Raw genomic sequence first — 23823 nt, forward strand, 5'->3', positions numbered from 1 at the left:
GTCTCCCCGTCCGGGACCAGGCGGAGAGGGACGACCATGAACACCTTCTACGTGACGACCGCCATCCCGTACGTCAACGCCGCCCCGCACCTCGGGCACGCCCTGGAGCTGGTGCAGGCCGACGTGCTGGCCCGGCACGCCCGGTTACGCGGGCGGCCGGTGCGGTTCCTGACCGGCACCGACGACAACGCGCTGAAGAACGTGACGGCGGCCCGGGCGGCCGGTGTGGACGTGCGCGACTTCGTGGACACGAACGCCGCCCGCTTCGCCGCGCTGCGCGAGCCGCTGTCGCTGTCCTTCGACGACTTCATCCGAACCTCTGCCGACGCCCGGCACGCCACCGGGGTGGACCGGCTGTGGCGGGAGTGCGCGGCGGGCGGCGACTTCTACCGGCGCGCCTATCAGGGCCTCTACTGCCCCGGCTGTGAGCAGTTCTGGGCGGCGGCCGAGCTCACCGACGGGCTCTGTCCCGAGCATCGGGTGGTCCCGGAGCCGGTCGCCGAGGAGAACTGGTTCTTCCGGCTGTCCCGGTACACCGGCCGGATTCTGGAGCTGCTGGAGTCCGGCCGGCTGCGTATCGAACCGGCCGCCCGGCGCAACGAGGTGCTCGCCTTCGTCCGGGCCGGCCTGACCGATTTCAGCGTCTCCCGTCCGGCGGCCCGGGCCGGGGGCTGGGGCATCCCGGTGCCCGGCGATCCGGACCAGGTCGTGTACGTCTGGTGGGACGCGCTGGCCAACTACGTCACCGCGCTCGGGTACGGCGACGGCGACCCCGCGTACCGCCGCTGGTGGGCCGGACCGGGTGAGCGGGCGCACGTGATCGGCAAGGGCATCGTCCGGTTCCACGCCGTCTACTGGCCGGCCCTGCTCCTCTCCGCCGGCCTGCCGCTGCCCACCGCGATCCTGGTTCACGACTACCTGTCGGCGGACGGCGCGAAGCTGTCCAAGAGCGCAGGCAACGCGGTCGACCCGTGTGCGCTCACCGGCCGTTACGGCACGGACGCCGTGCGCTGGTGGCTGCTGCGCGAGCCGGCCCGGGTGGGTGACACCGACTTCACCGTCGAGCGGCTGGTGCGCCGCTCCGACGGCGACCTCGCGAACGGGCTCGGCAACCTGGTCAACCGGACCCTGGCGCTGGCCTGGAAGCACCGTGGCGGCCGGGTGTCACAACCCACCGGCCGGCCGGTACCCTCCGGCGCGCTCAGGACGGTGTGCGATCGCCTGCCCGGCCAGATCGACCGCGCGTTGCACGACTTCGACTTCCGGGCCGCCACCGACGCGCTGGTGGCGGTGGTCGACGAGGGCAACCGTTTCATCGAGGCCGAACGGCCGTGGGAACCGGCCGCCGCCGGCCGGCTCGACGCGGTGCTGGGTGTTCTGGTCGGGGCCTGCCGCCTGGTCGCCACCGAGTTGTCCCCGTTCCTGCCGGACGGCGCCGCCCGCCTGCACGGGCGCCTGCTGACCGGCGACCGGGTGGCACGCCCCGAGCCGGTCTTCCCGAGGATCAGTGGACCAGCCGGTGCCCCAGGGACTCCAGCAGGCCGGTGAACTCGATGCGCTCGGACTGGTCGAGGGCGGCGTAGGCCTGGCCGGCCAGCGAGTCGGCCACCGCGTCGGACCACATCAGCCGGCGGACCAGCGGGCCCGCCGGCGGATACGGCCCCTGCCAGCCGAGCGCCACCGCGCCGGTCTCGCCCTCGGGGCCGGCGATGATCGCCTCCAGCGGGGTGAGGCCGCTGGCCCGGACCGCGAGGACGTGCACGCCCAGGCGATGCTCGTGCAGCTGGTGCAGCAGCATCGCGGCCCGCGCGCCCGGGGTGGCCTCGGGCGCCGGCATGGCCCGCCACGCCGCATACAGCGGCAGCCCGGCGGTGTCCACGTGGTCGGTGATCCGGTCGGCCAGGTCGATCAGCCGGGCCAGCCGGGGGAAGCCGCCGAGCTGGTCGGCGCCCCACTTGCAGAGCTCCCCCAGGTGCCATCGGGCGACCTCACTCGGGGCGGACGCCTTCACCGCCGCCTCCCAGCCGTCGGTGACCGCCTCCGGCGCGATGAACGCCAGCACCGCGGCCACCGTCTCGGACCGCACCTCGCCGAGCGCCCCGGCCCGGGCCGACACGTGATACGCCCAGCCGGACAGCCCCAGCAGCCGGGCGCCCTGGAGGGTCCGAGGGGATTCCGAGAAGGCCCGGAGGATCGTGGCGAGTCCCGTGCGAGCGTGGGCGGCGGCCTGTTCGGGGGTCACCTGCCCGATTCTGCTCTCCTTGACCGTCTAAAGAAAATCTCCGTCGATCGTCCGAAGAGAACGCTCCCGCGATCTATGTCGCCTCCAGCTCGTCCAGCGCCCCTTGCACGTCCCCCACCCGGCGGCGGGCGGCCGCCGCATCGCGTTCGGCGGCACGGCGGGCGGTTTTGCGCCGGGCCACGTCGGCGACCGCCTCGGTACGCCGTCGTTCCAGCTCGGCGAGCTCCGCGTCGAGGTCCTCGACCAGGTGCTCGGCCTCCCGCTCGGCGTCCTCGGCGCGTTCCAGCCGCCCGTCGGCGCGCCGCTCGTCGGCCCGCGCGGTGTTCAGCTCCCGTTCCAGCTCCCGCCGGCGGCGCTCACTCTCCCGGCGACGCTGCTCCTCGGCGGCCCGCTCCCGGGTGGCGGCGGGCGGCTCCGGAGCGGCCTCCCCGGTCTCCGCGTCCTCGTCGGTGACCAGGCGCAACCGGGGCCGCGGCACCTCACCGAACCCGGCGTAGGAGACCGCCCGAATCAGCCGCCCCGACCGCACCTGCACGGCGATCTCCGGGTCGGCCAGCGCCGCCGTGAACGTCGCCTCCACATCCCCCAGCGGCAGCTTCCCGGCGGCCGTCCCGGACTCCTCGACGGCGAGCCGCCGGGCCGCCGCGACCAGCGACGAGACGAACTGCCGCCGCTGCGTCGACAGCTCCCGCAACTGGTCGCCGCGCAGCTCCCGCTGGGCGGCCCGCAGCGCGGTCGACAGCTCGACCAGCTCCTCGATCAGCTCGGGCCGCCGCAGCGCCACCAGGTTGACCACCCAGGCCGCCACCGTCGGCTTCTTGAGCGCGGCGAGCCGTTTGGCCGCGTCCCGGTCGCCGCCGCGGCGGGCGTCCTCGATCGCGGCCGCACGCGCCGCCACGAACCCGTCCGGCGGCGCCTCGTAGAGCCGCCGGGTCACGACGTCGATGCCGAGCACGTCAGTCCAGCGGGGTGCCCGGCGCCACCTGCCGGAACTTCGTCTCGGAGAAGGTCTCCAGATGTTTGCCGTAGATGGCCGACCCACGCTCGTTGATCAGCCCGTCGTGCAGGGCGAAGGCCTGCCCCGGACGGATCCCGCGGACGAACTCCAGCGACTCGGCGATCGTCGCCCACGGCGCGTTCAGCGGCACGAAGAGCGTCTCCACCTCGACGTCCGGCGCCACGAACGAGTCACCGGGGTGGTAGAGGTTGCCGGCGCCGTCGTCGACGAGGAACCCGAGGTTGGCGAAGACCGGCACGTACGGGTGGATGATCGCGTGCTGCCCGCCGAACGCCCGGACCCGATAGCCGGCCGCCTCGAACTCCTGCCCCGCGGCGACCGCGGTGGTGGCCGACGCGACGTCGGCGAGCAGTGGCAGCACCGCCTCGTGCGTGAAGATCCGCAGGTCCGGCCGCCGGGCGACGGCCGCCGTGACCGCCGCGACGTCGAGGTGGTCGGCGTGCTCGTGGGTGATGAGCACCGCGTCGGCGCCGTCCAATGCGGACGACTCGGAGAATTCGCCGGGATCGACGACGAGCACCCCCGTCCCCTCGATGCGTAGGCAGGAATGCGTGAACTTCGTGACGCGCACGGGACCCCTCCGCTGCTGTTTTGTAACCGCTCACCCCGCAGTCTGCCGGAACCGGGATGTGCGTGCCGCACGTCCCACGGTCAGTGAAGACTCAGATCGGAGCTGCCATGAGGAAACGGGGAATCGTCGCGGCGTTGCTGGCGGGCATGCTGCTCGCGGGTTGTGGCGCCGACTCCATGGATTCGAGTGAAAATGTCGCGGCCAAGCCGGCGGCGGGTGGCGCGGAGGGCGGCGGAGCAGCCGCCGACCGGGCGGCCGCTCCCGCCGGGGCCGCGCCGGAGCAGGGCAAGGACACCGCCGCACAGGCGCCTGACCTGCGGATAGATCAACGGTCGATCATCTACAACGGGTCGATCACGGTTCGGGTGGACAACGTCACCGACAAGGCCGCTCAGGTCACCGGCATCGCCGCCGGCAACGGCGGGTTCGTCGGCGGCGACGAGCGGCAGAGCGGCGACGGCTCGTCCACGGCGACCATCAAACTGCGCATCCCGGCCGACAAGTTCTCCGCTGTCGTCGACCAGCTCGCCAAGCTCGGCGACGAGGAGAACCGCGGCATCAACACCCAGGACGTCACCGAGGAGGTCGTCGACCTCGACGCCCGGATCGAGGTGCAGAAGGCCCGGGTGGAGAGCGGCAAGCGGCTCCTCGCCGAGGCCAAGTCCCTGGACGACCTGGTGATGCTGGAGCGTGAGGTCGCCTCCCGGGAGTCGGATCTGGCGTCGCTGGAGGCCAAGAAGCGCCGGCTCAGCGACCTCACGTCGCTCTCCACGATCACCGTCGTCCTGCTCGGCCCGAACGCGACGGTCACCGACGACGGCGACGACCCGGCCGGGTTCCTCGGCGGGCTCTCGAACGGCTGGAACGCTCTGGTCGCCTCGCTGGGCGTGCTGCTCACCGTGCTCGGCGCGCTGCTGCCCTGGATCATCGCCCTCGGCCTCCCGGCGTGGGCGATCGTCCATCTGCTCCGCCGCTACCGGCGCCGCAACACCCCGGTGGTCACCCCGGCTGCCGAGGCTTCCACATCAACCCCCTGACGGGGAAACGACCACCCCCGGCAGCAGAACGGCGGCCCCACCACCCCGCGATATCCGCGAGGACGTAGCCACGGAGCGACCCGCAAAATGCCGCCGGTGAGGAGGCGAGTGATTTTTCGACGTCCGCGGGGTTTGCGGGCGGCGGAAAATCACTCGCCTCCTCACCGGTCAAAAGGCGTTTTGCCGCGGAGCGAAGCGAAGCCAATCAGCTCAGAACGCGCCGGTGGACAGCGCGGCCAGGGCGGTGTGGGCCATCACCCGGACGCCGTAGCCGATGCAGCTCTCGTCCACGTCGAAGTCGCCCTGGTGCAGGTCGTGCCGCACATCGGAGCCCGGACGGCCGGTGCCGAGCCGGATCATCGCGCCGGGCACGTGCTCCAGGTAGAACGAGAAGTCCTCGCCGCCCATGCTGAGTTCGGCCTCGACCACCCGGTCCGGGCCGAGCGCCGCCCCCGCCGCGCCCGCGATGATCGCCGACGCCATCCGGTCGTTGATCACCGGCGGGACGCCGCGGATGTAGTTGACGTCGACCTCGGCGCCGGTCGGCGCGACCACCTCACGGATCAGCCGGGTGATCAGCTCGGGCGCGTCACGCCAGGCCTCCCGGCTGAGCACCCGCACGGTCCCGCGGACCTCGCCCGCGCCGGGGATCGCGTTGAACGCCTGCCCGGCGTGCACCGACCCCCACACCAGCGACAGCCCGGCGCGCGGGTCCATCCGGCGGCTGAGCAGCGCCGGGACGTCGACGATGATCCGGCCGAGGGCGTGCACCAGGTCGGCGGTGAGGTGCGGCCGGGCGGTGTGCCCGCCGGGCCCGGTGAGCTTGACCTCGACCGCGTCGGCGGCAGCGGTGAACGGCCCGGAGCGGACGCCGACCAGCCCGGCCGGCAGTTGCGGGTAGCAGTGCAGCGCGTAGATGGCGTCGACGTCCTTGAGCGCGCCGGCGGCGATCACCTCGGGCGCGCCGGACGGCATCGCCTCCTCGGCCGGCTGGAAGATCAGCCGGACCCGGCCGGGCAGCAGCCCCTGCTCGTTGAGCTGGGCGAGCGCCATGCCGAGGCCGAGCACGATGGTGGTGTGCACGTCGTGGCCGCACGCGTGCGCCTGACCGTCGACGGTGCTGCGGTACGGCACGTCCTTGAGGTCCTGCAGCGGCAGCGAGTCGATGTCGGCCCGGAACGCGATGGTGCGGGGACCCTCGCCGATGTCGCAGACGACCCCGTTGCCACGCGGCATCATCCGCGGGGAGAGACCGGCGACGACCAGCTCACGGGCGATCAGGGCGGCAGTCTCGAACTCGGAGTGTGACGGCTCGGGGTGTGCGTGGATGTGCCGTCGAATCGCTACCAGCTCGGCGCCCCTCGAAGCGAGCCAGCGATCCAGCCGGCCGGGGAGCGGGTCGGTTCCGGGCAGCTGCCCGGGCCACGACGTATCGGCGCCTTCCGGCGCCTCCAGAGCAGTAGTCACTTCGGCTTCCGTATCACTCTCGAAGATTCGTCGGTTTACGCAACGCGCGACAGCTTAGTCCCGTTTGTGGTGACGCTGTGTAACGGTCGCGTAAAGAGGTGCTCACGCCCCGGCCGAGGTAGGGCGGGCACACGGGAGATCGTCCCGGCCCGCCACCCCCTCAACGGGTAGTGGATCGCGGAGGTGACGCGACACACTACGAGTACGTCGAGCAGCTCAGAACCGTTCGACGGGGCGGTGCACGCCCCATACCCCGCGGAGGGTGTGACACACCTCCCCCACGGTGGCACGGAGGCGCAAGGCATCTTTCATCAACGGTAGGACGTTCACACTTCCGGCGGCGGCCTTCGCCAGATCTTTCAATGCGTCCTGGACAGCCGGCCCGTCGCGCTCCTCCCGCAGTCGCGCGAGACGGGCCACCTGGGCGGCCTCGATCGCCGGATCGACCCGCAGCGGCTCGTACTTCTCCTCCTCGTCGAGGGTGAACCGGTTGACCCCGACCACGACCCGCTCGCCGCTGTCGATCTCGGTGGCGATCCGGTACGCGGAAGCCTCGATCTCGCCCTTCTGGAAGCCCTGCTCGATGGCGTCGACGGCGGACCCGTACTCGAAGACCCGGTCGATCAGCGCGGTCGCCTCCCGTTCCACCGCGTCGGTCAGCGCCTCCACCGCGTACGAGCCGGCGAACGGGTCGACGGTGCCGGTCAGGCCGCTCTCGTAGGCGAGCACCTGCTGGGTGCGCAGGGCCAGCCGGGCGGACTTCTCGGTGGGCAGGGCGAGCGCCTCGTCGTACGAGTTGGTGTGCAGCGACTGGGTGCCGCCGGCCACCGCGCCGAGCGCCTGGATCGCCACCCGGATCAGGTTGACCTCGGGCTGCTGCGCGGTGAGCTGGACCCCCGCGGTCTGGGTGTGGAAGCGGAGCATCAGCGATTTCGGGTCCTTGGCGCCGAACTCGTCGCGCATGATCCGCGCCCACATCCGGCGGGCCGCCCGGAACTTGGCGATCTCCTCGAGCAGGGTGGTCCGGGCCACGAAGAAGAACGACAGCCGTGGCGCGAAGTCGTCGACGGCCAGGCCCGCTGCGATCGCGGCCCGTACGTACTCGATGCCGTTGGCCAGGGTGAACGCGATTTCCTGCGCGGGCGAGGCGCCGGCCTCGGCCATGTGGTAGCCGGAGATCGAGATGGTGTTCCACTTCGGGATCTCGGCCCTGCAGTAGGCGAACGTGTCGGCCACCAGCCGCAGCGACGGCTTCGGCGGGAAGATATACGTCCCGCGGGCGATGTACTCCTTGAGGATGTCGTTCTGGATCGTGCCCTGCAGCGCCGTCCCGGGCACGCCCTGCTCCTCGGCGACCAGCTGGTAGAGCAGCAGCAGCACCGAGCCGGGCGCGTTGATCGTCATCGAGGTGGAGACCCGGTCCAGCGGGATGTCCTTGAAGAGCAGCCGCATGTCGTCGATCGAGTCGATCGCCACGCCGACCTTGCCGACCTCGCCGTGCGCGATCGGGTCGTCGGAGTCGTAACCCATCTGGGTGGGCAGGTCGAAGGCGACGGAGAGCCCCATCGTCCCGGCCGCGAGCAGCTGGTGGTACCGCGCGTTCGACTCGGCGGCCGTCCCGAAGCCGGCGTACTGCCGCATGGTCCACGGGCGTTTCGTGTACATCGTCGGGTACACGCCACGGGTGTACGGGTATTGACCGGGCTCGTCGGCTCCGGCGCCCGCGGGCACGTCGGCGGGGCCGTACACCGGTTTGACGGGAAACCCCGACTCAGCATTCACAGGTGAAATCCTAAGACTCGTTCAGGCGTCCGACCGTGAGGAATTTGCCACCCTCCGTCCTTGACGCGTCCACCCTCGGCCACTCGGCCACTACGGAGGGTCGAAGTGTCGTGAACACTGAGGTCGTGACTTTCATTCGGGGGGTGACGGCAGGCAAGATAGCGGGGTTGGTCGACAGCCCCTATACCCCCTCGGTGGCATCCTCAGTGACTCAATCTCCGACGTGGAGCGGCGGGAACGCGGCTCCCCCCAGCGGACGCGCCGCCCCGGGCACGCTAATCGGCGGGCGGTACACGCTGCGCGCCGCGGTGGGTCACGGCGGCATGGGAACGGTGTGGCGGGCGGCGGACACGCTGCTCCGCCGTGACGTGGCGATCAAGGAGGTCATCCTCCCGCCCGGGCTGGCGCCCAGCGACCGCGACGCGATGTATGAGCGGACCATGCGGGAGGCCCGGGCGGCGGCGGCGCTGCAGCACCCGGCCGTGGTGCAGGTCTACGACGTCGTCCACGAGAACGGCCGTCCGTGGATCGTGATGGAGCTGCTGGACGCGCGCAGCCTCGCCGACATGGTGATCGAGGACGGGCCGGTCTCCCCGCGGGTGGTGGCCAAGATCGGCATCGCGCTGCTCGGCGCTCTCGAGGTGGCCCACGCGCACGGGGTGCTGCACCGTGATGTGAAGCCGGCGAACGTGCTGATCTGCGGTGACGGCCGCTGTGTGCTGACCGACTTCGGCGTCGCCCGGATGCCCACCGACGTGCAGCTGACCACGCCGGGCATGGTCCTGGGCTCGCCGCACTTCATCTCCCCGGAGCGGGCCATGGGCCACGACTTCGGCCCGCCGAGCGACCTGTTCTCGCTGGGCGTCACGCTCTACACCGCGATCGAGGGCCGGCCGCCGTTCGACAAGGGCGACCCCATCGAGACGATGCACTCGGTCGTCGAGGACCCGCCCGCCCCGGTCGTCCGGGCCGGCTCGCTGACCCCGGTGCTGATGGGCCTGCTGGAGAAGAACCCGGCCCAGCGGATGGACGTGCAGACCGCCCGGACCATCCTTCGGCAGCAACTGGCCGGCCCGCTGGCCAGCAAGAACCCGCCGCACATGATGACCGACCCGTATTCGGTGGTCCCGTCGCCGCGGCCGGTCAGCCCGGCGCCGGCCGAGACCCAGCCCATCCCGCCGCAGCCGACCGGCCAGATCGGCGGCCGGGCGATGCTGACCCCGGGCGAGTCGCTCACCGACCACCTGGCCAAGCTCGAACAGCAGAACTCGGGTGGCCGCCGGCGCGCCCCCGAGCCGCCCGCTCCGGCCGGCCCGGGCGCGAGCATCCCGACCGGCGCCATGCCGGCCCACAAGCTGCCCACCAACAGCGGCCGTCCCGGTGGGGACACGACCAGCGTCATCCCGCCGCAGGGCCCGTGGGGTCAGCAGCCCGGCGGCGCCCGTCCGGGCACCGTGGTGATGAGCCCGGCCGCGAAACGCCGCGCCACCATCGACAAGGTGGTCGGCACCGCGAAGGAGACCACGGAGAAGGCGGTCACCACGTTCAAGTCGTGGCCGCGCAACAAGCAGCTGATCTCCGGCGGCGCGGCCGCCGCGGTGATCCTAGTGCTGGTGCTGGTCTTCGCCATGACCGGGCCGGACGACACTCCCCAGCCCACGCCGCAGGCCGGCGGGCAGCCGAGCAACGCCGCCGCTGCGGCCGGCTTCGAAACGCAGGACTACAAGGGCAAGACCGCGGTCAGCGTGAAGGTGCCGGCCGGCTGGAGCCGGGTGGCAAGCGGCAACTACGTCGACTATGTCGACCCGGAGGACAAACTCCAGAAGGTGCGCGTCCTGGTCGAGCCCGGTTCGATCGAGCCGACCCGGTTCGTCACCCAGACCGCCCCGGCCGGGCTGAAGAAGGGCAAGACCTGCCCCGACCCGTTCAACCTGGTCGCCACTGAGGAGGTGACCGTCTCCGGAAACCCCGGCGCTCAGCTCGAGTACACCTGCGGCGAGGGAGCCGACAGGCGTCACGGCATCTGGCGTATGACCACGGTCGGCGGCAAGATGTACTCCTTCTATCTCACCACCACCGACACCAAGTTCGCCGAGAGCAAGAAGTACTTCGACGCCATGGCGTCGACCTTCCAGCTCAACCTGTGAGACGCGGACGACGATGAGGGGCCGGCGCATTCGCGCCGGCCCCTCATCGGTTCAGCACGGGTTGTCGGCCCCGCCGTTGTTGAGGTAAGCGTCCGACATCCAGCCCTCCGGATCGCCGACGGCCCCCAGGTGCACACGAGACCAGGTGGTGTAGGTGGTTCCGTTACGCGTGACCGCGTCGCCCTGGACGTAGCACCAGGGGTACATGTTGGTGCCCGAGGAGAACCGGTCGATCAGGCCACATGAGCTGTGCGGCCCCTGCCGCATCGCCACGTTCGACCCCGTGACCTGGATGTAAGTGGGATTGTGATTGTCCCTGTCTGAATAGCCGTGCGAGCAGGAGGCCGCAGCCGGTGAGGCCGGGGCGAGCAGCACACCACCCACCGCGGTGGCGAGGACGGCAATGGCCGGCCAGACGGTGACACGCAACATCCGGGACACGAGACGCATTCACTCTCCTATGCACTCTTCGTCACTTGCCGTGACATTCACCGAACCTTACATCGCCATCTGTCACTATTGAAGATCTCCCATTAATTGCCGATGGCCGGGGCCCGCGGCCGCACGGACCGTCAGATCCGCTCCGGCCGGGCTCAAGCAGGGCGGGACCACCGCCGACGCCGCCCTCCACGTCACCAAGAGGGCCGGCAGCCCGGCCCCGGCCTGCCGGCCGGTGCGATTGTGCTATCAATCCCTGATGGCACCAGAAGTTGATGTTGACCTGATCGCCCGGGCCGAGGCCTGGCTCGCCGACGATCCCGATCCGGTGGGCCGGGCCGAGTTGCGCGCGGTCCTGGACGGCTTACCGGGCACCGCGGTGGAGCTGAGCGACAGGTTCTCCGGACCGCTCACCTTCGGCACCGCGGGGCTGCGCGGCCGGCTCCGCGCCGGGCCGAACGGGATGAACCTCGCGGTGGTGACCCGCGCGGCGGCCGGTCTGGTCGGCTGGCTGGCCGCACAGGGCGGTGAGGGCCCCCTGGTGATCGGCTACGACGCCCGGCACGGCTCCCGCGAGTTCGCCGAGCGGACCGCCCGCGTCGCCACCGGCGCCGGGCGAGCGGCGCTGCTGTTGCCGGGCCCGCTGCCGACGCCGGTGCTGGCCTACGCGGTGCGGGCGCTGGACGCGGTCGCCGGCGTGATGGTCACCGCCAGTCACAACCCGCCGCAGGACAACGGTTACAAGGTCTATCTGGGCGCGGGCCTGGGCGGTCCGGCCGGATCGGGGGCGCAGATCGTGCCGCCGGCCGACGCCGGCATCGAGGCGGCCATCCGGGCGGTGGAGAGCGCCGCGTCGGTTCCGCTGGGCGATCCGGGCACGGTTCTCGGGGACGAGGTCCTTTCGGGGTACGTCCGGAGCGCCGCCGCGGTCCTGTCCGGGAACGGCCCGCGTGACCTGGCCGTCGCGTACACCCCGATGCACGGCGTCGGCGCGTCCACCGCCGCCGCCGCGTTCGCCGCCGCCGGTTTCCCGGCCCCCGCGATCGTCGCCGAGCAGGCCGAGCCGGATCCCGCCTTCCCGACCGTGGCGTTCCCCAACCCGGAGGAGCCGGGCGCCATGGACCTGCTGCTGGCGCTGGCCGCCCGGACCGGCGCGGACCTGGCGATCGCCAACGACCCGGACGCCGACCGCTGTGCCGTGGCGATCCCGGCCGGCGACGGGTGGCGGCCGCTGCGCGGTGACGAGCTGGGCGCGCTGCTCGCCGACCACCTGATCCGCCGCGGCGTCCCCGGCCTGTACGCGACCACGATCGTCTCGTCGTCGCTGGTGGGCCGCCTGTGCGCGGCGCGGGGCGTGCCCTACGCCGAGACGCTGACCGGCTTCAAGTGGATCGTGCGGGCCGCCGAGGATCTGGCGTTCGGCTACGAGGAGGCGCTCGGCTACTGCGTCGCCCCGGCTCTGGTGCGGGACAAGGACGGCATCACCGCCGCGCTGACCGTCGCCGAGCTGGCCGCCACGCTGAAGACGGAGGGCCGCACGCTGGCCGACCGGCTGGACGAGCTGGCCGCCGAGTTCGGGCTGCACGCCACCGACCAGCTGTCGGTCCGGGTGGACGACCTCGCAGAGATCGGCCGGGCGATGGGCCGCGCCCGGCAGAGCCCGCCGGCCACCCTGCTCGGCGCCCCGGTGACGGAGGTGGTGGACCTGCTCCCGGAGAACGACGTGCTGACCTTCCGGACCGCCACGGCACGGGTCGTGATCCGGCCGTCGGGGACGGAACCCAAGCTCAAGGCGTACCTCGAAGTGGTCGAACCGGTCGCCGAAGGCGGCCCTGGCGAAGCCCGCGACCGGGCCGCGACCGCTCTCGCCGGCCTGCGCACCGAGATCGCCGCGACGCTCGGCGTGTGACCGGCCCGCCCGGGGCTTCCGCGTGAAGCCCCGGGAGACGGCGTCAGATCGGCTTGGGAGCGCCCAGCGCGGCCTGGATGGCCCGGCCCAGGGTGGCGACCACCAGAGCGACGCTGGGCCGCACGATGGAGTCCTCCAGGGTCACGTCACCGACGAAGCCGGCGTTGCTGGCGATCTCGGCGAGCCGCTCGTGCGCCCGGTCGGCCTCGTCCGGCGGGAGCTTCAGCGCCGGCTCCATCCGCGCCGCGACGAGCAGCGTGGCCAGCGCGGCCGTCCGCTCGTCGGGCAGGGTGTTGCCGATCAGCGCGGCGGCCAGCCGGCTGCGGATCTCGGCCTCGTACGCCGGATCGGTGGTCGGGTAGCGGTGCACGTGGATGACGCCCAGCTGGGTCTCGTCCACGTCCTGCACCACGCCCCGCGCGCACAGATCCTCCAGGACCCGCGTGCGCAGCCGGTGCCGGAGGCGCTGCAGCCACTGGGCCGGCGTGTGCGGCTCCTCGGTCGTGATCTTCGCCAGCACGGCGTCGGCCACCGGGTCGCCGATCGGTGTGGCGTCCACGACCTTCAGGTATCCGTCGGCCGCGTAGGCAACACGATTCGCCAGAGCGAGATCGATCAGGACGGCCGCGGCCATACCGAGATCGAGGCCGATCCGGGATCCGGTCGCTTTACCGCTCTGGTCGTCATACGCGAGGAGAAGCAGTTCCTCGGCGAGGGGGATGGACGTCATGTCCGAACGATAGTTGCTCAACGCCCGGCCGCCATCATCCAGTCGACGAGCTTTGCCGCCGCGCCGCCCTCACCACCGGCGCCGTGCGTCGCCGCGAAGGCCTCCGCCCGGTGCCGGTGTTCGGCCACTATCGCCGGAATGTCCTGCAACGCGGCCGCCACCTCGGAGGACTCCCGCAGCAGCGGGCCCGGGGCCTCCCGCTCCAGGTCCACGTTGAGGCCCGGGGAGCTCTCGAACTCCTCCAGGTCGGGCACGTAGAGCAGGGCCGGGCGGCCGGTGCTCGCGTAGTCGGCGAGCAGGGCCGAGTAGTCGGTGATCAGCATGTCGGTGGCGAGCAGGAGTTCACTCACCTGGGGGTATGCCGTCACGTCCAGCACGCCGTCGACCTGGCCCATCACATCGTCCGGGACGCCCGGATGGCGGCGCACCAGCAGCCGGTGGTCCGGCGGCAGGGCGGACGCGACACCGAGCAGGTCGAGCAGCCGGCCCGGGTCGCTGGCCCCGCGGCGGCGCAGGTCCGAGGGGCGGCGGGTCGGGGCGTACAGGACCAGGCTGGTCTTCTCCGGCAGGCCGAGCAGCTGCAGCACGTGGGCCTTCGCGGCGTCCCGGTCGATCGCGGAGAGCAGGTCGTTGGCGGGCCGGCCGTACTCCAGCACCGTCCCGTCGAAGCCCAGCTCCTCGCGCAGCACCGGCGTGGCGGTGGGACTCGGCGAGGCCACCGCGGTCCACGACGCCGCGTCCGAGCGCAGCTGGTCGATCAGGGTCTGGCCGAGCGGGTGGGCGCTGGCCAGGGCGCCGGACCGGGCCACCGGCCAACCGCCGGCGAGCCGCAGCACCACCTGGCCGGACGCCGGCTTGAACCAGAGCGGCAGGTTGTCGTTGGTGACCACCCACCGGCTGGTGGCGAGCGCCGCATACCACCCCTCGGAGCCGAGCGACACCGCCTCGACACCGTCCGGCAGCGGCTGGCCGCGGTCCACGGTCCAGAGCACCGCGGGCGCGTCCGGCCGGGACCGCAGCTCGGCGAGGATGGCGGCCGGGTCGTCGAAGAACCGGCGGCCCGGGGCGGCGTCGAGCAGCACCACGTCGCGCAGCTCCGGCCGGCCGGAGGCCGGGAAATACCGCTTGAGCAGCCGGTTGTGCTCCTCGGGGCCGGTCTCCGGGACGATCAGGTCGAGCACCGCACGGTCGTTGGGGCCACCACGCATGCGGCCCCGCACGCCGTCGGTGTCCGGCCCGTCGAGCGGCAGCGCGGCCAGCACCGCGGCGTCGAAGGCCAGCGGCGTGGTGGTCTCGTGCCGGTTGCCGGGCGCCCGGAACGTCAGGTCCCAGGTGCCGGCGACCAGCGGCAGCCGGCCGGCCAGGGTCGGGACGCGGGCCGGGTCGACGGCCACCTCCCAGCGCCCGTCCACCACCTTCAGCGGCAGGCCCAGGTCCTTGCGGCGGCCCCGCAGGCGCAGCAGCAGCCGGCCTTCGGCGGGCACCGGGCTGTCGCCGCTGAGCACCAGCACGCCATCGGGGCGCCAGCTGATGTCGGTGACCACCGGGCCCTGCGGGCGGGTGGCGATCGAGACGGCCCGGTTGCTCTCGGCGACGGTCGTGAAGACCTCGTCGCTGCCGTACGCCGTACGCATCGCCCGGTAGTCGTCCCCGGCCATCAGGCGGACCGTCTCGCCGGTCACCAGCTCCAGCAAGAACCGCTGCCCGTAGTGGCCCTCGGCATGGTTGTCGTCGCGGACGTCGAGCGCGATCCACTCCAGCGGCACCCGGGCGGTGAACTCGCGCCCGTCCTCGCCGATCTCGGCCTGCACGGTGTGCGCGACGATGCCCGCGGCCCGGCACAGCCGGATCTGCGCGCTGTCCCGCCGCTGGCGCAGCCGGCCCACCAGGACCAGGTCGTCGCCGTCCCGGTGGCTGCCGGTGAGCCAGCCGTCCGCCTTGATCACGGAGACCCGCAGGTCGCCCTTGGCCGCGAACGGCATCACCCACACGCCGGGCGCCACCGGGATCCGGGGCATCGGCTCGGTCCAGTCGGCAGGCACCTGGACCACGGTCTTGCGCAGTTGCAGGCCCTGGGTCACGGCGGCCGCGATGGTCCACTGGCCGGCCTGCCAGGAGCTGCCGGCGCGCAGCGACTCGGGCTTGAGCCGCAGCACGAAGCCGCCGGCCTGCGAGCGCGACCACATCGGGATCCGGCGGCCCTCGGCCGGGTTGCTGGCCCAGAAGACCTTCAGCCGGCCGGTGCGGGTGCTCGGCGCCGCCGGGGAGCCGATCGAGCCGGCCAGCACGAGCTTTCCATTTTCCCAGGTGACCGAGCGGACGACCGCCTCCACGTGGGACGCCTTGACCGGCTTGGCGTTGAGCCGGTAGCCGTGGTCGATCAGCTCGATCAGGTCGTCGAAACGGCCCTGGTTGATCAGTTTCCAGTGCGGGCGGATCTCGGCCGGCAGCTCGCTGATCGCCGACGGGTCCACCTGCTTCAGGTACTCCCGGGACAGCTCCATGAACGTCGACTGGAACTCGGGCGCCGCCGACGGCAGGAACTTGAAGTAGTTGCTGAGCTGGTCCTTGATGGACAGTTTCAGGAACTCCTGGCGCAACTCCTGCTTGCCGGCCCGGTCGAGCGCCGCTGCGGCCAGCTCGATCGAGTGGAACCGGTCCACCAGGTTGCGCAGGTCACCGCCGGACTGGGTGATCGACCGGACGGCGCCCTCCCGGAGCCGCCAGAAGTAGATCGTCCCGGCGACCACCGCGACCTTCTTCGCCAGCGCGTGCGCGGGCACCGTGACCGGAGCGTCCTCGTAGAGCCGGCCGACCGGGAACTCGAAGCCGTGCCGGTCGTAGAAGCTGCGGCGGAACAACTTGTTCCAGATCGTCCGGTCGGCCAGCAGCGCCGGCCGCTCGGAGACGTGGGCCTCCAGGTTGGTCTTGGTGATCGCGATCTTGTGCGGCGCGCCGCGGTGGGTGCCCCGCGAGGTGAGCCGCACGACACCGCCGGTGGCGAAGTCGGCGCCGCCGGCCAGGGCGCCGACCAGCACCTCGTACGCGTGCGCGGCGAGCAGGTCGTCACTGTCCACGAAGGCCAGGAACTCCCCGGTCGCGGCCGGCATCCCGGCGTTACGGGCGGCGCTGAGGCCGCCGTTGGCCTGCCGGATCAGCTGGAACCGGGGGTCCGCGGCGACATACTCCTCGGCGATCGCCGCGGAGCCGTCGGTGGAGCCGTCGTCCACCAGGATGACCTGCAGATCGGTGTAGGTCTGGGCACGCAGCGAGTCCAGACAGTCCCGCAGGAACGTCTCGACGTTGTAGATCGGCACGATCACGCTGACCAGGCCGGGCACCAGCTCAGACAAGGGGTTCCCCCAGGAAGACGCGCCGGACGACCCGCTCGGCGGCGTGACCGTCCTCCAGGGAGCAGAACCGCTCCCGGAAACGGCCCCGGGCCTGCCGGGCGGCCTCGTCGTCGATCGCACCGGTACGGAACGCGTCGACGAGCTCGTCGAAGGTGCGGACGAACGTGCCGGGATGGTCGGCTTCCAGGTCGAACGAGACGCCGCGCACCGCTTTGTAGACCTCCCAGTCCGGCGCAAAGATGATCAGCGGCCGGTTCAGCACCGCATAGTCGAACATCACCGACGAGAAGTCGGTGATCATCGCGTCGGACGCGATCGCCAGGGTCTCGACCGACGGGAAGCTGGACACGTCGAGCACCCGGGGATGCCGCGGCGGGAAGCCGATCGAGTCGTAGAAGTAGTGGCCACGCAGCAGGACCCGGACGTTCGGGCCGAGCGCCTCGGCCAGCTCGTCCACGTCCAGCGGCGGGGTGAAGACGGAGTGCCACTCACGGTGCGTCGGCGCGTAGAGCACGACCTGCTCGTCGGCGCCCAGGCCCAGCTCGGCCCGCGCGGCCGCGACGTCCTCCGGGCCGGCCAGGGCCAGCCGGTCGTTGCGCGGATACCCGGTTTCCAGCGTCTCGCCTTTGATCGGGAACTGCCGGTCCCAGAGCAGCGTCGTGTGCCGGTTCGCGGTGATGCTGAAGTCCCACTTCGCGAGGTTCAGCCGCATCCGGTCGGGGTTGAAGCTGCCCAGCGAGGCCGGGAACCGCGGCTGGTCCAGGCCCATCGTCTTGAGCGGCGTGCCGTGGTGGGTCTGCACCTGGATCTGGTCCGGCCGTTTCACCACGTCCGGCGGGAACGTGGCGTTGTTGATCATGTACTTGGCGCGGGCGATCGTCCGGAAATACTCCTTGGTCCCCGGGTGCACCACCGGCACGCCCTCGGGCACCTCGCGGGCGCCACGCTTGACCACCCAGACACCCCGGACGTGCGGGGCCAGCTCCTTGGCCTTCTCGTAGATCGCGGCCGGGTTGCAGGCGTAACCGCGGTACCAGTACGCCCCGTACACCGCCAGGTTCTCGTCGACCGGCAGCCGCAGCTGCTGCTTGTAGTAGCGCAGCAGGTTGGCCTTGCGCAGCGTCGACCGGGCCTTGCCCGAGGCGCCCCGGGCCTTGCCGACCACACCGCCGACCGCGCCACGGCCACGGCGCAACAGACGGTACGCCGAGTAGGAGTCGGAGGCGAGCAACGTGAGCCGCAGGCCGCCGAGGCCGCCCGGGCGCGGAGCCGTCCGCTTCTCGTGCTTGCGCAGCAGCCCGGAGATCTCCGTGAACATCGCGCGCCGCGCCTTCTCCGGCACCCGCGACCCGTTGTCCAGGATGCCGAGCAGCTCACCGACCGCCCGGTTCAGCACGCGGCGGCGGGTCTTCGGGTCGGCCTGCTCCACAACGGACAGGCTCAGCACCCGATCCCACTGGCGGACCGCCTCGACATGCCGCTTCGACCGCCCGCGCAGCGAGCCCTGCCGGTCCATCCGCTGGATGTAGCAGGGCGGCTCCAGCGTGGCCACGTTGTCGGTCGCGGCCAGCACCGCGTAGGCGAAGGCCAGATCCTCATACCACTCGGTCTCGAAACGGATGCCGGCGTCGATCAGGAACTGCCGGCGCACCACCAGACCGCCCAGCGGCGGCGGGGCGACGGTGAGCGCCTCCACACCGGTCCGCGCCTTCTTCGGCGTCACGGAGCGGGACACCTTACGGTTCCACCGCTCCCGCGCGACGCCGATCAGCAACACGTCGGGCTTCTCCTCGGAGAGCCGCGCCTCGACGGCCGCCAGAGCGCCCGGGGCGATCCGGTCGTCGCCGTCGACGAACCACACATACTCACCCGTCGCGCGGTCCAGCCCGGCGTTGCGCGCGGCGCCCGGCCCGACGTTGCTCTCCAGGTGGATCGCGACGATCCGCGGATCAGCGGCGGCACGCTCGTCGATGACCTGGCCGGTGTGGTCGGGGGAGGCGTCGTCGACCGCCACGACCTCCACGTCCCCGACAGACTGCTGGCGCAGAATCGAATCCAGACATTCGTTCAGATAACCCTGCACTTGCCACGCAGGCACGACTAAACTGGTCAAGTTCGGCATAGGTGGACGCAGACCATCCGTGTGACGTCGTCGAGGAAGCGCCCACAGTATCATCGACGCAAACGGCGACCGTCATTAAGATGACCATCTAACTTCGACCCCGTAGCGGCGGCGATAGGCTGTGCGGGCTGCGGTTTTGCCGGGCACCGGAGCAGGTTGCCCCACACGGCGGCAACGGGCGGACGAACATATCGTTTCCCCCGCCTGTCGGCTGATGCCGGATCGGGCTTATCCCCTTTGTCAGGCTAGGGTGCATCGGTGCGAGCAGTCCTGGCAACCCTCGGATACGTCTTCTCCCCCGACCGCAGCCGCATCCTGATGATCCGCCGGGACGCCCGCCCCGACGACATCCACTACGGCTACCACAACGGCCTCGGCGGCAAGCTGGAGCCCGGCGAGGACGTGGTCACGGGCCTGCGCCGGGAGATCCACGAGGAGGCCGGGATCGACTGCACCGGCATCGAACTGGCCGGCACGATCTCCTGGCCGGGCTTCGGCCGCGACGGCGAGAACTGGTTCGGCTTCCTCTTCCGGATCACCGCCTGGACCGGGACGCCGCACACGGCCAACGACGAGGGCACCCTGCACTGGATCCCCGTCGACGAGGTGCTCTCCGGCACGCTCCCGATGTGGGAGTCCGACCGCCACTTCCTGCCCCTGGTCTTCGCCGAGAAACCCGAGGTGTTCCACGGCGTCATGCCGTTCGCCGCCGGCAAGGCGCTCAGCTGGGACTTCAACACCATTTAGGGGTACGGCCGGCCGGCCCCCGCCGAATCGGGACCGTCCCGCCGGCGCCGGGCGACGCCCGCGCCACTCCCGGCCCCAGCGCCGCCGCCGGGCTGATGCGATGGTCACCGGCTGGTCGTCAGCGCTGCCTGGTCGTCAGCGCTGCCTGAAGACCACCGGAACAGCACTGACGACGAGCCGGAACCGAACGCCGGCCGCGCCGCGCGCCACGGGCCCGGCCGCCGCGCGACGCCGGGTGCGGGGCTCACGGAACACCGCATGAGCCCGGCGGTCGCGCTGTCGGCACGGACCCGGCAGCCACCTCGCGCGGTGGCCACGGGAGGCGCCGGTGCGGTCGTGGGTGCAGTGGCCGTACCACATCGGGTCTAGAAGCGGCGCATGCCGCCGAACTGACGGTCGCCGGCGTCGCCCAGGCCGGGCACGATGTAGGCCTTGTCGTTGAGGCCCTGGTCGATCGACGCGGTGATCAGGCGCAGCGGCAGGCCCGAGTCCTTCAGGCGCTCGACGCCCTCGGGGGCGGCCAGCACGCAGCAGATGATGATGTCGGTGCAGCCGCGGTCGGCGAGCAGACGGCAGCAGTGCAGCAGTGAGCCTCCGGTGGCCAGCATCGGGTCGAGGACCAGAACCGGCCGGCCGGTCAGGTCGGCCGGCAGCGACTCCATGTAGGCGCGCGGCTCGTGGGTCTCCTCGTCGCGGGCCAGGCCGACGAAGCCCATCGACGACTCGGGCAGCAGCGCGAGGGCGGCGTCGGCCATGCCGAGGCCGGCCCGGAGCACCGGGACGATCAGCGGCGGGTTGGCGAGCCGGGTGCCCTCGGTCGGCGCGACCGGGGTCTCGATGGCGTATTTCTCGACGGCGAAGAGACGGGCCGCCTCGTAGACCACCATGGTGGTCAGCTCGTGCAGCGAGGCGCGGAACACACCGGAGTCGGTGTCGGTACGGCGCATCGCGGTGAGCCGGGTCTGGGCCAGGGGATGATCTACGACTAGGACGTCCACGGCTGACAACCTATCGTTCAACCAAGATCAACTGTCACAGGGTTGCGTAGAATCCCTTTCATGACTGTGACAGTGTCCGCCGGTCTGTCTGATCTCCGCTCGTTCCTGCACGGCCTGCCCGGGGTCGACAAGGTGGGCGTCGAGGCGCGGGCGGCGGCGCTCGCCACCCGCTCGATCAAGACGAGCGCCAAGGCACACGCCATCGACCTGGCCATTCGCATGGTCGACCTGACCACGCTGGAGGGCGCCGACACGCCGGGCAAGGTGCGTGCGCTGTGCGCCAAGGCCCGCCGGCCCGACCCGGCCGACTCCTCGTGCCCGCCGGTCGCCGCGATCTGCGTCTACCCGGCGATGGTTCCGGTGGCCGCCGCCGCGCTCGCCGGGTCCGGCGTGCACCTGGCCAGCGTGGCCACCGCCTTCCCGTCCGGGCAGGCGCCGCTCGAGGTCAAGCTGGCCGACACCCGTGACGCGGTGGCCGCCGGCGCCGACGAGATCGACATGGTGATCAGCCGGGGCGCGTTCCTCGCCGGGGAGTACAGCAGGGTCTTCGACGAGATCGTGGCGGTCAAGGAGGCCTGCGGCGGCGCCCACCTCAAGGTCATCCTGGAGACCGGCGAGCTGGGGACGTACGACAACGTCCGCCGGGCGTCCTGGCTGGCGATGCTGGCCGGCGCCGACTTCATCAAGACGTCGACCGGCAAGGTGGCGGTCAACGCGACGCTGCCGATCACCCTGGTGATGCTGGAGGCGGTCCGCGACTTCCGGGAGCGGCACGGCCGGGTCATCGGGGTCAAGCCGGCCGGCGGCATCAAGACCACCAAGGACGCCGTCAAGTACCTGGTGTTGATCAACGAGACCGTGGGCGACGACTGGCTCACCCCGGACCGGTTCCGGTTCGGGGCGTCCTCGCTGCTCAACGATCTGCTCATGCAGCGCACCAAGCTCACCACCGGCCACTACGCCGGTCCGGACTACTTCACCCTGGACTGAGGCCACCATGTTCGAGTACGCACCTGCCCCCGAGTCCCGCTCGGTAGTGGATATCGCCTCGTCCTACGGATTGTTCATCGACGGCTCGTTCGACGGCGGCAAGGACGGCGACGTCTTCAAGACGATCAACCCGGCCACCGAGGAGGTGCTGGCCGAGGTCGCCACCGCCGGCCCGGAGGATGTCGACCGAGCCGTGGCCGCGGCCCGCCGCGCGTTCGGCTCCTGGTCGGCGCTGCCCGGGGCGGAGCGCGCCAAGTACCTGTTCCGGATCGCCCGGATCATCCAGGAGCGGTCCCGTGAGCTGGCCGTCCTGGAGTCGCTCGACAACGGCAAGCCGATCCGGGACTCGCGCGACGTCGACTTGCCCCTGGTCGCCGCACACTTCTTCTACTACGCTGGCTGGGCCGACAAGCTGGCGTACGCGGGGTTCGGCCCCGACCCCCGGCCGCTCGGCGTGGCCGCCCAGGTCATCCCGTGGAACTTCCCGCTGCTCATGCTCGCGTGGAAAGTCGCGCCCGCGCTGGCCACCGGCAACACGGTGGTGCTCAAGCCGGCCGAGACCACCCCGCTGTCCGCGCTCTTCTTCGCCGACGTGTGCCGCCAGGCGGAGCTGCCACCGGGTGTGGTCAACATCGTGACCGGGGCCGGCGACACCGGGGCGTATCTGGTGGCCCACCCGGATGTGGACAAGGTGGCCTTCACCGGCTCGACCGAGGTGGGGCGGGAGATCGCGCGTACGGTGTCCGGCACCGGCAAGCGCCTCACCCTGGAGCTCGGCGGCAAGGCGGCGAACATCGTCTTCGACGACGCCCCGATCGACCAGGCCGTCGAGGGCATCGTCAACGGGATCTTCTTCAACCAGGGGCACGTGTGCTGCGCCGGGTCGCGCCTGCTGGTGCAGGAGTCCCTCTTCGAGCCCTTGATTGACTCGTTGAAACGGCGGATGGCCACCCTGCGCGTCGGCGACCCGCTCGACAAGAACACCGACATCGGCGCGATCAATTCGGCGGCTCAGCTCGCCCGCATTAGGGAATTGTCGGAAATAGGCGCATCGGAGGGCGCGGAGCGCTGGTCGCCGGAGTGTCCGCTGCCGGACCGGGGCTTCTGGTTCGCGCCGACGATCTTCACCGGGGTGACCCAGGCCCACCGGATCGCCCGGGAGGAGATCTTCGGACCGGTGCTGTCGGTGCTCACCTTCCGCACTCCGGACGAGGCGGTCGCCAAGGCCAACAACACGCCGTACGGCCTGTCCGCCGGCGTCTGGACCGAGAAGGGCTCCCGGATCCTGGCCGTGGCCGACCGGCTGCGAGCCGGTGTGGTCTGGGCGAACACGTTCAACAAATTCGACCCGGCGTCGCCGTTCGGCGGCTACAAGGAGTCCGGTTACGGCCGCGAGGGTGGCCGGCACGGACTGGAGGCGTACCTTGCCTAAGACATCCAAGGTCGTGGAGACGGCGACCCGGCTCACCGTCCGTAAGACGTACAAGCTCTACATCGGCGGCAAGTTCCCGCGCAGCGAGTCAGGACGGACGTTCGTGGCAGACGGCGACAACGTGGCCCTCGCCTCCCGCAAGGACGCCCGGGACGCGGTGCTCGCGGCCCGTGCCGCCCAGCCGAAATGGGCGGGCGCCACGGCGTACAACCGGGGCCAGGTGCTCTATCGGGTCGCCGAGATGCTGGAGGCGCGCCGCGCCGAGTTCACCGCGCTGGGCGTTCCCGCCGACGAGGTGGACGCCGCCGTCGACCGCTGGGTCTGGTATGCCGGGTGGTCCGACAAGATCGCCCAGGTGGCCGGCGGCGCCAACCCGGTGGCCGGGCCGTTCTTCAACATCTCCGCGCCGGAGCCCACCGGCGTCGTCGCCGTCGTCGCGCCGGCCTCCCTGCTCGGCCTGGTCAGCGTGATCGCCCCGGCGATCGTGACCGGGAACACGACGGTCGTGCTGACCGCCGGCCCGCAGGTGGCGATCACCCTGGCCGAGGTGCTGGCCACCTCCGACGTGCCGGGCGGTGTGGTGAACCTGCTCACCGGCCGCTACGCGGAGACCGCACCGTGGCTCGCCTCACACGACGACGTCAACGCCCTCGACCTGACCGGTGTGGACCACCCGGATCTGGCCGCTGAACTGGAGCGGGCCGCCGCCGGCACCCTGAAACGGGTGATCCGCCCCCGGACGTCGCCCGACTTCACCGCCGACCCCGGCCTGCGCCCGATGACGGCGCTCCTGGAGACGAAGACGGTATGGCATCCGAAGGGCTACTGAGGCCACCGGGG

General features: G+C 71.6%; 18 protein-coding genes. 8 read left to right on the forward strand and 10 right to left on the reverse strand.

Features of this window, described 5'->3' with window-relative positions; translation table 11 throughout:
- Nucleotides 1–36: 36 nt before the first annotated feature.
- Nucleotides 37–1548 carry a methionine--tRNA ligase gene (gene metG, locus BM290_RS30095; protein WP_093619270.1) on the forward strand — a complete coding sequence of 504 codons (1512 nt, stop codon included), beginning with the start codon at nucleotides 37–39 and terminating at the stop codon, nucleotides 1546–1548.
- On the opposite strand, the gene BM290_RS30100 is transcribed toward metG, so the two are convergent.
- From BM290_RS30100 to BM290_RS30110, 3 genes are all read right to left on the reverse strand, one after another.
- Complete coding sequence (locus BM290_RS30100; protein ID WP_093619271.1) at nucleotides 1505–2242, reverse strand: SCO6745 family protein; 738 nt, start codon at nucleotides 2240–2242, stop codon at nucleotides 1505–1507. The genes metG and BM290_RS30100 overlap by 44 nt on opposite strands.
- Nucleotides 2243–2315: 73 nt before the next feature.
- The gene (locus BM290_RS30105) at nucleotides 2316–3197 is read right to left on the reverse strand and encodes a hypothetical protein (protein ID WP_093619272.1); all 882 of its coding nucleotides are present in this window, start codon (nucleotides 3195–3197) and stop codon (nucleotides 2316–2318) included.
- Between the two features lies 1 nt (nucleotide 3198).
- Entirely contained in the window at nucleotides 3199–3831 is a 633-nt protein-coding gene (locus BM290_RS30110) for an MBL fold metallo-hydrolase (RefSeq protein ID WP_093619273.1), read from the reverse strand.
- Nucleotides 3832–3938: 107 nt separating this feature from the next.
- On the opposite strand from BM290_RS30110, the gene BM290_RS30115 reads away from it, so the two are divergent.
- Nucleotides 3939–4868, forward strand: a complete 930-nt coding sequence (locus tag BM290_RS30115) for a DUF4349 domain-containing protein (RefSeq protein ID WP_093619274.1) — start codon at nucleotides 3939–3941, stop codon at nucleotides 4866–4868.
- A gap of 210 nt (nucleotides 4869–5078) precedes the next feature.
- Here the strand turns inward: BM290_RS30115 and BM290_RS30120 are convergent, their stop codons facing one another.
- Both BM290_RS30120 and BM290_RS30125 read right to left on the reverse strand, forming a co-directional pair.
- Nucleotides 5079–6335, reverse strand: coding sequence for an amidohydrolase (locus BM290_RS30120; RefSeq protein ID WP_093619275.1), 1257 nt, complete (start codon nucleotides 6333–6335; stop codon nucleotides 5079–5081).
- A 216-nt stretch (nucleotides 6336–6551) separates the two neighbouring features.
- Entirely contained in the window at nucleotides 6552–8117 is a 1566-nt protein-coding gene (locus BM290_RS30125; RefSeq protein ID WP_093619276.1) for an acyl-CoA mutase large subunit family protein, read from the reverse strand.
- A 206-nt stretch (nucleotides 8118–8323) separates the two neighbouring features.
- On the opposite strand from BM290_RS30125, the gene BM290_RS30130 reads away from it, so the two are divergent.
- Nucleotides 8324–10264, forward strand: a complete 1941-nt coding sequence (locus BM290_RS30130; RefSeq protein ID WP_093619277.1) for a serine/threonine-protein kinase — start codon at nucleotides 8324–8326, stop codon at nucleotides 10262–10264.
- A 51-nt stretch (nucleotides 10265–10315) separates the two neighbouring features.
- Here the strand turns inward: BM290_RS30130 and BM290_RS30135 are convergent, their stop codons facing one another.
- Nucleotides 10316–10714 carry a hypothetical protein gene (locus BM290_RS30135; RefSeq protein ID WP_093619278.1) on the reverse strand — a complete coding sequence of 133 codons (399 nt, stop codon included), beginning with the start codon at nucleotides 10712–10714 and terminating at the stop codon, nucleotides 10316–10318.
- Nucleotides 10715–10961: 247 nt separating this feature from the next.
- Here BM290_RS30135 and BM290_RS30140 point away from each other — a divergent pair, with 247 nt between their 5' ends.
- On the forward strand, nucleotides 10962–12611 hold the full coding sequence (locus BM290_RS30140) for a phospho-sugar mutase (protein ID WP_093619279.1): 1650 nt from the start codon (nucleotides 10962–10964) through the stop codon (nucleotides 12609–12611).
- Between the two features lie 43 nt (nucleotides 12612–12654).
- Here the strand turns inward: BM290_RS30140 and BM290_RS30145 are convergent, their stop codons facing one another.
- Genes BM290_RS30145 through BM290_RS30155 form a run of 3 tightly spaced genes read right to left on the reverse strand, consistent with a single transcriptional unit; the run spans nucleotide 12655 to nucleotide 18870 of the window.
- Nucleotides 12655–13341, reverse strand: coding sequence for a GOLPH3/VPS74 family protein (locus BM290_RS30145; RefSeq protein ID WP_093619280.1), 687 nt, complete (start codon nucleotides 13339–13341; stop codon nucleotides 12655–12657).
- A gap of 17 nt (nucleotides 13342–13358) precedes the next feature.
- Entirely contained in the window at nucleotides 13359–16694 is a 3336-nt protein-coding gene (locus tag BM290_RS30150; RefSeq protein WP_177319959.1) for a bifunctional glycosyltransferase/CDP-glycerol:glycerophosphate glycerophosphotransferase, read from the reverse strand.
- On the reverse strand, nucleotides 16687–18870 hold the full coding sequence (locus tag BM290_RS30155; RefSeq protein ID WP_093619282.1) for a CDP-glycerol glycerophosphotransferase family protein: 2184 nt from the start codon (nucleotides 18868–18870) through the stop codon (nucleotides 16687–16689). Before BM290_RS30155 ends, BM290_RS30150 begins: the two co-directional genes overlap by 8 nt.
- 204 nt (nucleotides 18871–19074) lie before the next feature.
- Between BM290_RS30155 and BM290_RS30160 the strand changes: the two genes are divergently transcribed.
- Nucleotides 19075–19563: an NUDIX hydrolase gene (locus BM290_RS30160; protein WP_093619283.1), complete on the forward strand. Its 489-nt coding sequence runs from the start codon at nucleotides 19075–19077 to the stop codon at nucleotides 19561–19563.
- A gap of 365 nt (nucleotides 19564–19928) precedes the next feature.
- On the opposite strand, the gene upp is transcribed toward BM290_RS30160, so the two are convergent.
- Nucleotides 19929–20561, reverse strand: a complete 633-nt coding sequence (gene upp, locus BM290_RS30165) for a uracil phosphoribosyltransferase (RefSeq protein ID WP_093619284.1) — start codon at nucleotides 20559–20561, stop codon at nucleotides 19929–19931.
- A 60-nt stretch (nucleotides 20562–20621) separates the two neighbouring features.
- Between upp and deoC the strand changes: the two genes are divergently transcribed.
- Genes deoC through BM290_RS30180 form a run of 3 tightly spaced genes read left to right on the forward strand, consistent with a single transcriptional unit; the run spans nucleotide 20622 to nucleotide 23812 of the window.
- On the forward strand, nucleotides 20622–21551 hold the full coding sequence (gene deoC / locus BM290_RS30170) for a deoxyribose-phosphate aldolase (protein WP_093619285.1): 930 nt from the start codon (nucleotides 20622–20624) through the stop codon (nucleotides 21549–21551).
- Between the two features lie 7 nt (nucleotides 21552–21558).
- Nucleotides 21559–22983 carry an aldehyde dehydrogenase family protein gene (locus BM290_RS30175; RefSeq protein ID WP_093619286.1) on the forward strand — a complete coding sequence of 475 codons (1425 nt, stop codon included), beginning with the start codon at nucleotides 21559–21561 and terminating at the stop codon, nucleotides 22981–22983.
- Nucleotides 22976–23812, forward strand: a complete 837-nt coding sequence (locus tag BM290_RS30180) for an aldehyde dehydrogenase family protein (RefSeq protein ID WP_177319961.1) — start codon at nucleotides 22976–22978, stop codon at nucleotides 23810–23812. The genes BM290_RS30175 and BM290_RS30180 overlap by 8 nt, the downstream gene beginning before the upstream one ends.
- Nucleotides 23813–23823: the final 11 nt, after the last annotated feature.

Origin of the sequence: Actinoplanes philippinensis (assembly GCF_900113015.1) — a bacterium.
GTDB lineage: Bacteria > Actinomycetota > Actinomycetes > Mycobacteriales > Micromonosporaceae > Actinoplanes > Actinoplanes philippinensis.